Source organism: Bacillus cereus group sp. RP37 (assembly GCF_040459695.1).
GTDB lineage: Bacteria > Bacillota > Bacilli > Bacillales > Bacillaceae_G > Bacillus_A.
In genome coordinates this window covers 3,316,499-3,331,975 of record NZ_JARVHP010000001.1, presented here as the reverse complement: position 1 = coordinate 3,331,975, position 15,477 = coordinate 3,316,499, and the positions used below count along the sequence as shown (strand labels likewise).

The following is a 15,477-nucleotide window of genomic DNA, read 5'->3' as shown; positions in this document are numbered from 1 at the left end:
TTCATTAGGCAGCTTGATAAAAGTGAGTCCGGTATTGTACCGGACTCATTTTTAATTTTGCCTTTATCCGTTTGGTATTATAATAATCTATATATTTTTCTAATTCTATTTCGAAATGCTCTACACTTTCAAACTCTTTTATGTAGAGAAATTCAGACTTCATGATTCCAAAGAAATTCTCCATTACTGCGTTGTCGTAACAGTTGCCTTTACGAGACATACTTTGTACGATATCTCTTTCTTGTAATGCGTGACGGTACTGTTTCATTTGATAATGCCAACCTTGATCTGAATGCATCAATAGTTGGTGACTTTCAGGTAAACATTCTAATGCTGTCTCTAACATTTCTGAAACAAGTGAGTATGTTGGTCTAGAGCCAATTGTATAAGTAATGATTTCACCATTATACAAGTCCAATACAGGGGATACATAAAGTTTCTCACCGAATAATTTAAATTCCGTAATATCGGTTACCCATTTTTCATTTGGCGCATCTGCCGTAAAATTACGCTCTAAAATATGGGGTGCAATTTTACCAACCGTTCCTTTATAAGATTTATATTTTTTCATACGTACAAGGCATTTTAAACCTAACTCTTTCATAATTCGTTGCACCTTTTTATGATTCACTATTTGATTACGGTTGGCTAATTCATCACGAATACGACGATATCCATAACGACCTTCGTGTTCATCATAAATCGCTTTAATTTCTACTTTTAAATCCGCATCTGGATCGATTCTATCCATTTGTTTTACATAAAAGTAATATGTGCTTCGAGGGATACCCGCTAACTTTACTAATTCTTTCACTTGAAACTCATGCCTTAATTCATAGACTACTTGTGCCTTATCTTGTTTGGTGATTTTTCCTTGTTTTGAACTAAGGCATTCAACTTTTTTAAATACGCGTTTTCCATACGTAAGCGTTCTAATTCAGCTTGTAACGCTTCAACTGAACCTTCTGCCGGAATTTTTTTCGTATCCTGTTTTGTGTTTTTATTTTTCATGGATGGACGCCCCTTTTTCTTTGGTTCAAGGGCATCTAAGCCACCTAATTCAAATTGCTTCTTCCATTGATAAACCGTTGTAAAAGAAGGAATCATGAATATAGCCGCTGTATCCATTAACGATATACCCGATTGAGCCATAAAATTTAGTACGTTTAGTTTAAACTCTACGGTGTAATTTGTATAGACCTCGTGTAAACCTTCTTCTCCATGGAGTTCGTATAAGCGCAACCAGTATTGAAATTGCGCCTTTGTAATATGCATCTGTTTTGCATATTCTGCTTGAGAAATTGTTTTTGGATTAAATCCTTGAACGAGCTTTAACCTTGAATCCTTCGTAAATTTTGTCATAAAAAAACTGCACCTCCAATTGTTAGACTGTGTCTAACAATTGGGGTGCAGTTCAGAACAAGGTAGTTCTTTGAGGCTTTTTCCTTTAACGCACATTATCAAGATTAAATCGCTGAATGGAAGTCATTTGATTTGGGCGGAGAAGCTGCTTTTTTCATAAGCACTTCCCATAAGTGTGCGGATTTTTTCCATTCTACTGCAGCCTGTCCCTTTTGATACATAGCGTTCTCATAACTGAAAGTAAGTTGTTGCATATCGGCTGAGTTGTAAAGCGTATCGATGTGGAGTGCATATTCGCGGAATGTTTGACTTTCACCTCGTGGTATACCGATTCGCGCAAATTGTTTTAAAAGTGCACCGTAAGCTTTGCTATAAACAGCATCATCTTTTCGGTATTTATAGAAAAGAATGATAAAAAATGTAATCCATTTCATTCTAGTAGCGAAGAGAATGTATCCTATAATACTAATTAGCATCGAAGAGAGGAATACGTACCACCAAGAAAATCTATTTTTAGCATTTGTAATCTTTTTAGTAGAAGCTTCCTCTGTATCTTCTATTAAACTTTTGAGCTTTGCTTCATTATTTCTTTGGTGCATTTGCGCATTTTGAGAATTAGTTTCTTCGCTATTTTGTAAAGTAGGAGCAGGAGTATTATTTGTAAAATTATAGGGATTGGTAAATCCTTTTGTTGGTTCGAACGGAATCCATCCATATCCTGGGAAATATACTTCGACCCAAGAGTGTGCGTTATCGTTCGCGATTTTATAAACATCTTCACCTTCTGCAGAGGCAAGTGTATTATCAAGAGTTCCTTCTGTATAACCTTTTACCCAGCGAGCGGGAATCCCGGCAGAACGAAGTAATACAATCATAGACGTCGAAAAATTATTACAGTAGCCGCTTTTTGTATCGAAAAGGAATTGATCTACATAATCTTGGTTTTTAGCAGGGAATGAAACATTCGTTGTTTCATATACAAAAGAATGGTCGGTGAAGTAATTTTCAATAGCTAATACTTTATCATATCGGTTGTCTTTATCATTTGTTAGATTAACAGCTAAGTCTTTTATTCGTTGCGGTAATGATTTGGGAAGTTGGGTGTACTTTGTCATAAAATAAGGACTTGTTTCATGACCTTCATTTGCTTTTACAGCTTTCAAATTTTCTATGGAAAACTCCGGGACCTCATATGTTACTTTATATGAATTTAAAGTAGTAGAAGAGTCTCCGTGCATCGTATAGATTTTTTCTGAAAATGGGTCAACGCTGTATGATACATCAGAAGAAGCCTCAACTGATACTAATCCTGCTGGATAGGTAAGGTGAGGATAACTTTTTTGCATGGTGATTGTTGCCTCGGTTGCCTCCGTTTTTGTATCTTGTTCGTACCAGCTCACGACGTCGTTTTTATTTTTAAAAGAAACCTTTTTTTGATTTTCAGAAACTTCCCAGCCTTTTCCGGTATAAAAATCTTTCGTTTCGACTCTCCAATATTGTTTGTTTTGCGTTTGTGCTGTGAAAACAATTGTAGGATCCGCCTTAAAAGGACCGCCTAATCGCGAGTCATCTAAACCATACCCAATTTTAGAAACTTCTTGTTTTTTACTTGCTTCGGATGTGTTGAGTTTTAAAAAATCCATTGGGTTTGGCCATTGAGGTCCAAATTTTGGAGCAAAGTATGCGATGGTTACTGAAAATACAATAAATAGTGTAAGTGGTCTAAGTAATTTTGAGATTTCTCTAGCATAATTTTGTAAGTGTTCCATCTCTTTTATTCGTTCTATGTGGAGATGACTAAGCATAAAAAAACCGATGACAACAGTACGAATAATAGCGTAGTTTGCATTGTATAAATGTAAGTCGTGAAAAATTGTGATATAAATAATAGTCAATATAAGAAATAACAACCCACGTTTTTTATGAATCATCCAAAAAGAGATAAAAGCACTCAAAAACCAAAATGATAAAAAAAATAAAAGTGTTGGAAAAACTGGAGAAATATCTAGTAAATTCCCTTGAAATAACAGGGAGGAATTTCGAGAAATATCAGTAAAAAATTTTGTTAGCCAAGATGGATTGATAAAAGCATTTTTATAATATAGGAAATGAATGATGAATAAAATCGTGACGATCTTTATTGGAATCTGCCAACTTGTTTGAAAAAAAGAGAGTGTGAAGCAAATTCCTATAAATATTATAAAAATATCTAATCTACCTACGTTTGTAATACCTATAAGGGGTCTTAGCCATTCTAGTAAAAGTAGAAATGCACATACATGTATGAAGAATCTGCTCATATCCCATTGTTTTTTTGTCTGTAATGTTATCATTTGCTCACCTCAAAAAACACGTTTGTATACCGGTTTTCATAAACTGCATTTACAAATATTTTTCGTTTTTGTAGATTTTCTAGAATACTTAGTTCTCGATGTGAGAGTTGATTCGCTTTTTCTTTCACGACAAACACCATTAATTTCCTATTTTTTATAGCAGCATAGTCAGCTGCCTTTTGAATATCGGGAGAAAGATCGCTTGTCACGAGTATAATCGTTACGGGCTCAAAAATTTTTCTTAATTCGATTTCTACACTCTGGGAGAGCGGGAATACACTGTCAGCTTGTACTTTCGCTAAATGACAAAAGATTTGCTGCAACTGGCTATCTCCATTGTCTAAAGGAAAAAAAGTACGTTCTTTTCCGACAGACACGAATGAGGCTGATGAATTTTGCTTCAAGACAGCCCTCACAATAGAGGCAGTAAACGTTACGACTGATTCGAATAGAGGAGACTCGGTTCTGTCCATAAATATCATGATATTGTGGCTACGTTGTTGTTCAAACTCTTTCGTCATAATATTGTTTGTTCGTGCAGTTGCTTTCCAATCAATCCATGAAAAGCGGTCGCCAGGTTTATATTCTCTGACACCGACAGAAATTGTAGAGTCTTTTGCTAAATTTATATTTGCTGAAAGCGCTCCTTGTTCGAAATGATTTTCCAATTGTCGATACGTTATATCTACATACTGGGGATAGACTAAAAATGTATCTGGAACTGAAAAAGTTACATCTTTCTTTATCATACCGAATAGATCGCCAGTTTTGACACGTACGCTTGAAAATGTGTGTTCTCCTCGAGGGATTGTGTCAATAGCATATTGAAACGAAATATTTCGTTTGAATCCTGGAAAGAGTATGACCTTATTCGCCTTCGTTTGTCTACAATTTGTAAATTGTGATGGCAGTTCATCTTCTATAATTAAATAGAGTAAGGGAAAAGGAAATTTTCTTTTTATTGTAATGGTGCTTACAAATGGTACTCCTGCTACATATTCGCCTTGGTTTGTTATTCGTTTTACTTCGGCGTTCCGTAAAGCATAGAAAGGGAGTAATAGTGAATAAAGGCCAATAGGAATCGTACTGTAAAACAAAAACCAACTAACAAATCCTCCTTGAAGCATAGCGTATACAAAGGTTAAGACTAGGCATAAAGGAATGAGTGATAACTTAGTAACATGATATAGTGCTCGTAGCATGCGTTTCATCAAAGGTTCATCGTCCTTTGAGTCGGCACGGCAGTTCGTGCAACGATTTTTGAAATAACTTGTTCCCCTGTTACTCCTTCAAATTTTGCTTCCATTTTTAGAATGAGTCTGTGAGCTAACACGTAAGGAGCTAAAAATTTAACATCGTCTGGAATAACATAATTTCTACCATGGATGAATGCATAAGCTTGTGAAGCTTTCATTAAAGCAATTGAGCCACGTGGACTTGCACCTAGCTGTATAGAACTATAAGAACGAGTCTGACTAACAAGCTTTACAATGTAATGCTTGATTGCTTTGTCCATGCTTACTTCTCGTACGCTTTGTTGTAAATAAAGTAACTCTTTTATTGTAGTAATAGCTTGTAGATGGGAGAGTGGATTTGTTTTTTTCATCCGGTTTAAAATTTCAAATTCTTCTTCTGGTGTAGGATATCCCATTTTTAGTTTCAATAAGAATCGATCGAGCTGGGCTTCTGGTAAAGGGTATGTTCCCTCATATTCGACCGGATTTTGTGTAGCCATTACAAAGAACGGTTTTGGTAACGGTCTTGTCATGCCATCTATTGTAATATTGCCTTCTTCCATACTTTCAAGTAAGGCAGATTGTGTTTTGGGAGATGTACGATTAATTTCATCAGCAAGTATAAAATTCCCCATGATTGGTCCAGGCTTGAACTCAAATTGGAGCTCTTTTGGATTGTAAATAGAAACACCTGTTACATCTGACGGCAGTAAATCAGGTGTGAATTGAATTCGCTTGTAATCAGCATCAATGGATTTAGAAAGAGCACGTACTAACATTGTTTTCCCGACACCAGGAACATCTTCTAATAGTACATGACCTTCAGCTAAGAGAGCTGTCAAGGATAAGATCGTTTCTTTTCGTTTTCCGACCATTAATTTTTCAATATTGTTTATTATTTTTTCTACAATAGGATGTAATGAATCAAGCTGGGGCATCGTAACCCTCCTCATTTTATTAACGTTTTCTAGTCTATTTAGTGGAAAATAGAATTTACGCCTCTATTTGCGGGAAGTAAAAATCTTATCTTTAATTCTGAGAATATTCAGATTATTTATCTCGATTATATCTAGTATAATTGTTTCCGTAACTTAGGGCAATATGGTAAATAATGATTTGTAGTTTTATGTGCAATATGTCTTGATATAAACTAGTATTATCGGTAAAACATAGAGGAGGGGAAGGAAAGAGTGACTTCGATGAGCAAAATAAATAGCATAGGGAACCCTACGCGTAAAGTTGGAAGCCTATATCATACGCCTTGTGATTAAAATTTATATGAGTAATAAATAAAGCCGACTTCATTAAGAGGCCAGCTATGTAAATTATTACAATCCTTTATTTTTATCTTTCTTATATTCTTTTTGTTTATCTAACCAAATATGAATTAATTCTACCAAGTCCATGGTTTCAATTTCACAATATTCGCCTTTACCATCTTCGGCTAAATTGTCTAACACAGTAGTTGTATCGTTCCGAATTTCTAAACCGCAAATGTTGCCATTTACTACTACATAATTTTTTTCTCCGTTTAAAACACTTTGTATTTCTTCTAGAATCCAATCTCCAAAAGCTGAAACTTCAATTCCTAAAAAAGTTTCAACAAGTTTAATTTCTTGAGGAAGTCTCATAACTAAATTTCTACTGTTAAGTACTTCAAAACTATATGGATATTTCATGACTATTTTACTCCTTTATTTCTGGATTTAGGGACTCTATTTACTTCTCCATTAATCTCATAAGCTCTATTAAGGTAAGAAGTTCTTATACTATCATCACTCTTGTCCTACTTTATAGTAAAAGTAGATTATTATTAAACTTATCTATCCAATATTTCTCTGATGTAGGTATGAATTCAGTGAAATCTTCATATGTACCAATCCAATCTTTTGGTACATAGTTTTCGTATGATGCCGGTTCTGGAAACATTGAATATAGTATTTTATTATCAAAGTTAATTAATAAGACTGGACTAAAATCTAATAGATCTTCTCCTGCATTTTTCCTTTTAATATTTTCAAGTAGTAAATAATTTATTTCCTCTTTAGTTGTTTTATATTGATTAATCCTTAGTAAAAATACTTCTACATTTTCATTATTTAATACTTGTATTCCATTTCTTTCTTCCGTTTCCTCATTATCTTCAATGCTTACACCTAAATTTTTATATGCATGATCTAATTTATCATAATCTAAAAACCATAGTTCTTTATCTGTTACATACCATCTAAACTCATTTTTATATATAACGGCTACTATAATGTTTTCTGCATAAAGCGGTTCTAATATCATAATATCCTCCTTTTATTATTATCTTATAATCCTGCCATTCTGGGTGTATTTTTCTATTCATTCAATTCAACTTGCTGACAATTCATATGGATTCCCTGGCGTTTTTTGTTCAACTATTTTCAGGATAGTTGCCCTTGGTAGGGTGGAATTAAAGTATTGTATTTTTATTTATAAACCCATCTAACGATTTAGGCATATCAAATTTAACTACTCCCAAATTACTTCCTCTATTATATAAGAAATTTTTTGCACGCTCATTATTATCAGTACTTCATCTTAAACTATTCTAGAAGCAAGGAAGTAATTTAACAGTCAGTGAAGGATGTGATCCCTCCACAATGATTAGATATTCACTTTTTTATATTTTTTTCGGAATTTTTGACAATCTCTTGAACTGTGCGAAATGTCACATCTGTATTTTACAACCTCTCTTATAGTAAGGGTATGTAAGAGAGACGTATTAAAGGAGTGAACAGTATGAAGAAGAAACCTTCAGCACTAATGAGACGTTTAAAATATTTTTCACCAATAGATCGTTATAACGATAATCATACACAAGAAACATATGAAGATCGAGAATGGGAGAATGTGTACAGAAAGCGTTGGCAGCATGATAAAGTAATTCGTTCTACACATGGCGTGAACTGTACTGGTTCATGTAGTTGGAACATTTATGTGAAAGATGGAATTGTAACTTGGGAAGGGCAGGAGCTTAATTATCCAACAACAGGTCCAGATATGCCTGACTTTGAACCACGAGGATGTCCACGTGGAGCGAGTTTTTCTTGGTACATTTATAGTCCACTTCGTGTGAAATATCCGTATGTACGTGGTGTTCTTTGGAGTATGTGGCAAGAGGAATTACAAAATAATGAGTCACCATTAGATGCTTGGAAAAGCATTGTGGAAAACCCTGAAAAAGCACGCAAGTATAAGCAGGCACGTGGTAAAGGGGGATTCGTTCGTGCGAATTGGGATGAAGTATTACAACTCGTTTCAGCTTCTTTACTTTATACAGTAATAAAATACGGTCCAGACCGAAATGTTGGTTTCTCACCAATTCCAGCTATGTCGATGTTAAGTCATGCTGCAGGTAGCCGCTTTATGCAACTTATGGGCGGGCCGATGCTTAGCTTCTATGATTGGTATGCTGATTTACCACCAGCTTCTCCGCAAATTTGGGGTGATCAAACAGATGTACCAGAAAGTAGTGACTGGTATAACTCTGGCTACATTATGACATGGGGTTCAAATGTACCGATGACAAGAACACCAGATGCACACTTTTTAGCGGAGGTTCGATATAAAGGAACGAAAGTAGTTTCAGTAAGTCCTGATTTCGCTGAGTCAACAAAGTTTGCGGATGATTGGATTAGTGTGAAACAAGGTACAGACGGTGCACTTGCGATGGCAATGGGGCATGTGATCTTACAAGAATTTTACGTAGATAATCAAGTGGAATACTTCACAAAGTATGCGAAGCAATATACTGATTTTCCTTTCTTTGTCACATTGAAACAAAAAGGAGATCAATTCGTTGCTGATCGTTTCTTAAATGCTTCTGATATTGGACGCGAAACAAAGTTAGGAGAATGGAAACCTGTTCTTTGGAACGAAAATACGAATGATTTTGCAACACCTCATGGCACAATGGGGTCACGTTGGGATAATGAAAAGAAATGGAACTTACGTTTAGAAGATGAAGAAACAGGTGAAAAGATTGATCCACGTCTTTCTTTATTTGGAATGGAAGATGCTGTTGAAACGGTGCAAATTCCGTACTTTTCTGATGATGGAAATGCAATATTAGAACGTACAATTCCAGTGAAAAAGGTTATGACAGAAGAAGGCGAAGTGTTCGTTACAACTGTATATGACTTAACATTAGCAAATTACGGCGTGAATCGAGGGCTTGGCGGACAAGAGCCGAAAGATTTCAATGATGATGTACCGTTTACGCCTGCATGGCAAGAGAAAATGACAGGAGTGAAACGAGAGCTTATTATTCAAATCGCTCGTGAGTTCGCACAAAATGCTGTTGATACGAATGGCCGCTCGATGATTATTATGGGAGCTGGTATTAACCATTGGTTTAATTCTGATACGATTTATCGCGCAGTTTTAAATCTTGTTCTTCTCGTCGGAGCGCAAGGTGTAAACGGCGGTGGTTGGGCGCACTATGTTGGGCAAGAAAAATTGCGACCAGCAGAAGGATGGCAAACAATTGCAATGGCAAAAGATTGGCAAGGGCCACCGAAATTACAAAACGGTACATCTTTCTTCTATTTCGTAACAGACCAATGGCGTTATGAAGATACACCTGTTGGCCATTTAGCATCACCAATTGAAGGTAACTCACGTTATCAACATCACGGTGATTACAACGTATTAGCAGCACGACTGGGCTGGTTACCTTCGTATCCGACATTCGAGAAAAATGGAATTGAATTATATAAAGAAGCTGTTGCTGCTGGTGCAACAACGCAAGAAGAAATCGGTAAATACGTTGCACAAAAATTAAAAGAAAAAGAACTAAAATTTGCGATTGAAGATCCAGATAACAAAAACAACTTCCCGCGTAATTTATTCGTATGGCGTGCAAACTTAATTTCAAGTTCTGGTAAAGGACACGAATATTTCTTAAAACATTTATTAGGTACAACAAACGGATTGATGAATGACGATAGTGATTCGTTACGACCAGAAGAAATTAAGTGGCATGAGGACGCACCAGAAGGGAAGCTTGATTTACTCATTAATTTAGATTTCCGCATGGCTGGAACAGCACTTTATTCTGATATCGTCTTACCAGCTTCAACTTGGTATGAAAAACACGATTTAAGCAGTACAGATATGCATCCATTTGTACATCCGTTTAATCCGGCAATCGGTTCACCATGGGAAGCACGTTCTGACTGGGATATTTTCACTTCTCTTTCTAAAGCTGTGTCTGATTTAGCGAAGAAAATCGATCTTGAACCAATGAAAGAAGTTGTTGCAACACCACTTCTTCACGATACACCGCAAGAACTAGCGCAACCACTCGGCAAGATTAAAGACTGGAGCAAAGGTGAGTGTGAACCAATACCAGGTAAAACAATGCCACAAATTCATGTTGTCGAAAGGGATTATAAAACGATTTATGACAAAATGACTGCGCTAGGACCGAATGCAGGGAAACAACCGATTGGTACAAAAGGGATTTCTTGGTCTGCAGAAAAAGAATATGAGCAACTAAAGAGTCGATTAGGAGTTGTTCGAACAGATTCTATTGCGCAAGGTTGCCCAGACATAAAAGAAGCAATCAATGCTGCTGAAGCGGTATTAACGCTTTCTTCTACAACAAACGGTCATATGGCAGTAAAAGCATGGGAAGCACTTGAAAAACAAACCGATTTAAAACTACGTGATTTAGCAGAAGAACGTGAAGAAGAATGCTTCACTTTTGAACAAATTACAGCACAACCGAAAACAGTAATCACTTCTCCAGCCTTCACAGGTTCTGAAAAAGGTGGACGACGTTATTCACCATTTACAACAAATGTGGAACGTCTTATTCCTTGGAGAACGATAACTGGTCGACAATCTTTCTACTTAGATCATGACATGATGAAAGAATTTGGTGAAACGATGGCAACATTTAAACCAATTCTGCAACATAAACCGTTCCGTAAATCACGACCTGAAGTAGAAGGGAAAGAAATTACATTAAACTATTTAACGCCGCATAATAAGTGGTCGATTCATAGTATGTACTTCGATTCATTACCGATGTTAACGCTGTTTAGAGGTGGTCCAACTGTTTGGATGAATAAAGAGGACGCTGCAGAAGCTGGCGTAGCAGATAATGATTGGATTGAGTGCTTTAACCGTAACGGTGTTGTTGTAGCGCGTGCTGTTGTAACGCACCGTATACCGAGAGGAATGGCATTTATGCATCATGCACAAGATCGCCACATTAACGTACCTGGTACGAAATTAACAAGTAACCGCGGGGGAACGCATAATAGTCCAACTCGAATTCACGTGAAACCGACACATATGATTGGTGGATATGGTCAATTAAGTTATGGATTTAACTATTATGGTCCGACTGGGAATCAGCGTGACTTAAACGTTGTAATTCGCAAATTGAAGGAGGTAGATTGGCTTGAAGATTAAAGCACAAGTCGGAATGGTAATGAACCTAGATAAATGCATCGGCTGCCATACTTGTAGCGTAACATGCAAAAACACCTGGACGAACCGTCCAGGTGCTGAATATATGTACTTCAATAACGTAGAAACGAAACCTGGTATTGGTTATCCGAAGCAATGGGAAGATCAAGAGAAATATAAAGGCGGCTGGGAATTAAAAAATGGTGAAATTCAGCTGAAATCCGGTTCGAAAATGAAACGCCTTATGAATATTTTCCACAATCCAGATCAACCAACAATCGAATATTTTCCACAATCCAGATCAACCAACAATCGATGATTACTTTGAACCTTGGAACTATGATTATGAAACGTTAACAAATAGTCCGCAGCGTAAGCATCAGCCAGTTGCACGTCCGAAATCAGCAATTACAGGCGAATTTATCGACAAAATTGAATGGGGTCCAAACTGGGAAGATGATTTAGCTGGTGGACATATAACAGGATTGCAAGATCCGAACGTAAAGAAAATGGAAGAAGAAATTAAAACAGATTTTGAAAATGTCTTTATGATGTATTTACCACGCATATGCGAACACTGTATGAATCCATCTTGCGTATCATCTTGTCCATCTGGTGCGATGTATAAACGTGAAGAAGATGGGATTGTTCTTGTAGATCAAAACGCATGTCGTGCATGGAGATTCTGCGTATCATCTTGTCCATATAAAAAAGTGTACTTTAACTGGCAAACGAATAAAGCTGAAAAATGTACAATGTGTTTCCCACGTATTGAAGCTGGTATGCCAACAATTTGTTCAGAAACATGTGTAGGACGTATTCGATATATTGGGGTAATGCTATATGACGCTGACAAAGTAAAAGAAGCGGCTTCTGTTGAAAATGAAAAAGATTTATATGAATCTCAGCTTACTGTTTTCCTAGATCCAAATGATCCAGAAGTAGCAGCTGAAGCGAAAAAACAAGGCATTCCTGAAGAATGGATTAAAGCAGCACAACAGTCGCCAATTTATAAAATGATTATCGATTGGAAAATTGCTCTACCTCTTCATCCAGAGTATCGTACAATGCCAATGGTTTGGTATATACCACCGCTTAGCCCAATTATGAATATGGTGGAGGGGAAAGGTAGTAACTGGCAAGCAGAAGAGATTTTCCCTGCTATCGATAATATGCGTATTCCAATTCAATATTTAGCGAACTTACTCACTGCAGGAGATGAATCACACATTCGTCTTACATTAAAAAAAATGGCTGTCATGCGAACGCATATGAGAGCACTGCAAATTAATAAAGAACCAAATGAAGCTGTATTAAAAGAACTTGGTTTAACGAAACAGGATGTAGAAGATATGTATCGTCTTCTTGCTATCGCAAAATATAAAGATCGCTTCGTCATCCCAACGTCTCACCGCGAACAAGTTGCAGATTTATATAACGAACAAGGAAGCTGTGGTTTATCATTCGCAGGTGGCCCAGGCTCTTGTATGACAATTTCTTAAATAAAGGAGGCGGAAAAATATGAAACAAAGTTTACAAACTGCTTTTTCCTGTTCTTCATTCCTTCTCTCCTACCCGGAACTAGGGTGGAGAGAAGATGTAACTGAATTACAAGAAGAGATTGCAGCAATTGAACAGGAAGACGTTAAAGCATCACTTACAGCATTTGTAAAACAGGTGCTAGATAAAACGAATGATCAACTCATTGATAGTTACGTATATACATTCGATTTTGGTAAGAAAACAAATATGTATCTTACTTATATGAACACTGGTGAACAAAGAGAAAGAGGTATTGAATTACTAGAGTTAAAACAACATTATAAAAAATCTGGTTTTGAAGTAACAGATAAAGAACTCCCTGATTATTTACCGCTATTACTCGAGTTTTTTGCAAATGCAAATGAGCAAGACAGTGAACCAATTATGAGTAAATACAAGGGGAACATACAAGCATTACACGTTCAGTTAAAAGAAGCAGATAGTATGTATGAACCAATTCTTGCGGCTGTTCTACTCGCTATCGATACATGGGGTGTACAGACAAATTAGAAAGGAGAGTTGTCAAAATGATGGATCAATTTCTATGGGTATTGTTTCCCTATATCATTTTTGCAATCTTTATCGGTGGACATATTTTCAGATACAACTATGATCAATTTGGATGGACATCAAAATCTAGTGAACTATTAGAAAAGAAAATGCTCCGAATCGGAAGTATATTATTCCACTTTGGGATCATGTTCGTAATTGGCGGTCATGTTATGGGGATTTTAATTCCAGAAGCTGTATATCGTTCAATAGGTATTTCTGAGCATATGTATCATGTAGTAGCAATTAGTTTCGGGCTTCCGGCAGGTGTTGCTTCTATCATCGGTTTAATTATATTAACATACCGCCGTGTAACGGTAAAACGCATCATTGCAACGAGTACAAAGGGAGATTATATTGCGCTTATTTTATTACTTATCGTTATGATGGCAGGGCTTTCTTCAACATTTTTAAACATCGACTCAAAAGGATTTGATTATCGTACAACGATAGGTCCTTGGTTCCGAAGTCTCTTTATTTTCCAACCGAAAGTTGAATATATGACGGAAGTACCTGTATGGTTTAAAATTCATATTCTGGCAGGCTTAGGACTTTTCGCAGTATGGCCATTTACAAGACTGGTACATGTATTTAGTGCCCCAATTAAATACTTAAGCCGTAGTTATGTAATTTACAGAAGACGTATCCCTAATGAATTGAAAAAATAATACTGCTGTAAACGGATAGGAGCTAATTGCTATAACGAAACGAGGTCTAATATGGAAGGCCTCGTTTTTTATATAGGGGAGATAAACCATGCCCATAAACTTAAGAATTTAATAAAATACCACTAGTCAGAAAAAAATGTGTATTACAAAGAAGGAGGTATGACTGTAAATCAAGTTTATTTAGTACCTTATTATATAAAAAGCTTTCGGAGGGGAAAATATATTTGTTCCTTATTCCGTTAAAGGACCAGAACAAATCGGATGCGAAGTATACACTACATTATGAAGTGGAATGTGATGAAAAATGAAAAAAATTCTTAGTATATGTGTCTTGTTTGTAGTCAGTATGGTATTAACTAAGCAAAGAGAGACAATGGCTCAATCAGAAATCTCCAAAAATGAAAAGAAGTTTAAGGAAACAAACGATGCTATCATGTTCAAAGACAGCTTTCAATCTGGACTACAAAAATGGAAAATAGCTATTAACCCGGAAGACCGCGTCAACCTAGATAATAATACGATCACACAACGTGTACGTGTAGTAGATGCGCCCCACATGATGAGTAATCACAAAGCAGTTCAGTTCGTTGTTGCGCATTCACAAGGACAGTTCCGTTCAGAAATTGCACAGCCATACGAAGAAGGGTTTCACGAACGTTGGTATACGGCACAGATTTATATCCCGCAGGATTGGATGTTTGACACTGACAGTGGGGCCGATATCGTCATGCAATGGCACGCTGTACTCGGCAGTGAGCGAGTGAATAGGGATTTTCCGGAATTGGCTATCGCAGTGAAAGGCGATAGATGGAGTATACAACGCGCATTTGGTCCTACTACGAATATACAACGCGATTTTAAGACATTGGATGAAGTTGTGCAAAAAGGAATCTGGTCTTCTTGGATAATCCATGCAAAGTGGTCATCAGGGAATAACGGATTGTTACAAATATGGAAAGATGGAAAAATTGTATGGGAAGTGCAAGGTCCTAATGCCTATGCTACACGAGCGCGTACACCTTACTTAAAGACAGGGATTTACCACCCACAGTGGAAACCGAAGTACGGCCAAACGAAACCTGGTCCTGTAAAAGAACGAAAGATTTTTATTACTGATGTCAAAATCGGAAACGAACAGGCAACCTATCAGGACATGGTAACTAAATTCATGCCTTCAAGAAAGGAAAAAACACATCTGGAATAAGTGAGTGATGCAGAAAATTTACGATTTTAACAATATTTTATATTCATATAAAGTTGTTTAAATGAGATCTATATAACGAAGAAATTAGGCTTTTTAATACTGGAAATTCCTTAACGTTGTAAATCTGCATTTTT

Annotated in this window: 10 protein-coding genes and 1 pseudogene; 5 read left to right on the top strand and 6 right to left on the bottom strand. The window is 36.5% G+C overall.

The window, feature by feature from the left end:
- Positions 1 to 4 precede the first annotated feature (4 nt).
- The 6 genes from QCI44_RS17610 to QCI44_RS17585 form a co-directional block, all read right to left on the bottom strand.
- Positions 5 to 1,362 (bottom strand): IS3 family transposase gene (locus tag QCI44_RS17610; protein WP_154214472.1). Its coding sequence is split into 2 segments (ribosomal slippage): positions 5 to 906 and positions 906 to 1,362, totalling 1,359 coding nucleotides; the frame shifts between segments, so codons are not numbered across the junction.
- Positions 1,363 to 1,466: 104 nt separating this feature from the next.
- Positions 1,467 to 3,695 (bottom strand): transglutaminase TgpA family protein, encoded by a 2,229-nt coding sequence (locus QCI44_RS17605; protein ID WP_353811357.1) that lies wholly within the window; start codon positions 3,693 to 3,695, stop codon positions 1,467 to 1,469.
- A complete protein-coding gene (locus tag QCI44_RS17600) occupies positions 3,692 to 4,906 on the bottom strand; it encodes a DUF58 domain-containing protein (RefSeq protein WP_016088130.1) in 1,215 nt (404 codons plus the stop codon). The genes QCI44_RS17605 and QCI44_RS17600 overlap by 4 nt, the downstream gene beginning before the upstream one ends.
- Entirely contained in the window at positions 4,906 to 5,868 is a 963-nt protein-coding gene (locus QCI44_RS17595; protein WP_353811356.1) for an AAA family ATPase, read from the bottom strand. The genes QCI44_RS17600 and QCI44_RS17595 overlap by 1 nt, the downstream gene beginning before the upstream one ends.
- 390 nt (positions 5,869 to 6,258) lie before the next feature.
- The gene (locus QCI44_RS17590; protein WP_016134276.1) at positions 6,259 to 6,609 is read right to left on the bottom strand and encodes a hypothetical protein; all 351 of its coding nucleotides are present in this window, start codon (positions 6,607 to 6,609) and stop codon (positions 6,259 to 6,261) included.
- 112 nt (positions 6,610 to 6,721) lie between these two features.
- Positions 6,722 to 7,222 (bottom strand): hypothetical protein, encoded by a 501-nt coding sequence (locus tag QCI44_RS17585; protein WP_088084275.1) that lies wholly within the window; start codon positions 7,220 to 7,222, stop codon positions 6,722 to 6,724.
- A gap of 477 nt (positions 7,223 to 7,699) precedes the next feature.
- Between QCI44_RS17585 and QCI44_RS17580 the strand changes: the two genes are divergently transcribed.
- From QCI44_RS17580 to QCI44_RS17560, 5 genes and pseudogenes are all read left to right on the top strand, one after another.
- Positions 7,700 to 11,383, top strand: a complete 3,684-nt coding sequence (locus tag QCI44_RS17580; RefSeq protein ID WP_098885174.1) for a nitrate reductase subunit alpha — start codon at positions 7,700 to 7,702, stop codon at positions 11,381 to 11,383.
- Positions 11,373 to 12,882: pseudogene (gene narH / locus QCI44_RS17575) on the top strand (nitrate reductase subunit beta). Before QCI44_RS17580 ends, narH begins: the two are co-directional and overlap by 11 nt.
- 19 nt (positions 12,883 to 12,901) lie before the next feature.
- The gene (gene narJ / locus QCI44_RS17570; protein ID WP_016088125.1) at positions 12,902 to 13,432 is read left to right on the top strand and encodes a nitrate reductase molybdenum cofactor assembly chaperone; all 531 of its coding nucleotides are present in this window, start codon (positions 12,902 to 12,904) and stop codon (positions 13,430 to 13,432) included.
- Between the two features lie 17 nt (positions 13,433 to 13,449).
- Positions 13,450 to 14,139, top strand: coding sequence for a respiratory nitrate reductase subunit gamma (gene narI, locus QCI44_RS17565; protein WP_016088124.1), 690 nt, complete (start codon positions 13,450 to 13,452; stop codon positions 14,137 to 14,139).
- Between the two features lie 304 nt (positions 14,140 to 14,443).
- Entirely contained in the window at positions 14,444 to 15,343 is a 900-nt protein-coding gene (locus QCI44_RS17560) for a polysaccharide lyase family 20 protein (protein WP_088084271.1), read from the top strand.
- Positions 15,344 to 15,477: the final 134 nt, after the last annotated feature.